This window comes from Planktothrix serta PCC 8927, from assembly GCF_900010725.2.
GTDB classification, from domain to species: domain Bacteria; phylum Cyanobacteriota; class Cyanobacteriia; order Cyanobacteriales; family Microcoleaceae; genus Planktothrix; species Planktothrix serta.
Map to the genome: position 1 here is coordinate 1 of NZ_LR734943.1, position 626 is coordinate 626.

Here is a 626-nt window from a genome sequence, read left to right on the forward strand (position 1 = left end):
TGAAAAAGCGATCGCTTATTACACCGAGGCATTGTCTGTTTATACCCGCAAGGATTTTCCCCAAGATTGGGCGATCACACAAATGAATCTCGGTACTGCCTACAGAGGTCGCATCCAAGGGGAAACAGCCCAGAATCTTGAAAAAGCGATCGCTTGTTACACCCAGGCATTGTCTGTTTTAACCCCCAATGCTTTTCCCCAAGATTGGGCGAGGACACAAATGAATCTCGGTGCTGCCTACTGGAGTCGCATCCAAGGGGAAACAGCCCAGAATCTTGAAAAAGCGATCGCTTATTACACCGAGGCATTGTCTGTTAGAACCCGCAAGGCTTTTCCCCAAGATTGGGCGAGGACACAAATGAGTCTCGGTATTGCCTACAGCGATCGCATCCAAGGGGAAACAGCCCAGAATCTTGAAAAAGCGATCGCTTATTACACCGAGGCATTGTCTGTTTATACCCGCAAGGATTTTCCCCAAGATTGGGCGAGGACACAAATGAGTCTCGGTATTGCCTACAGCGATCGCATCCAAGGGGAAACAGCCCAGAATCTTGAAAAAGCGATCGCTTATTACACCGAGGCATTGTCTGTTTATACCCGCAAGGATTTTCCCCAAGATTGGGCGA

1 pseudogene is annotated in these 626 nt (G+C 48.7%); it reads left to right on the top strand.

Going from position 1 to position 626, the window contains the following annotated elements:
• Window positions 1–626: pseudogene (locus PL8927_RS27750) on the top strand (tetratricopeptide repeat protein); the annotation flags it as partial.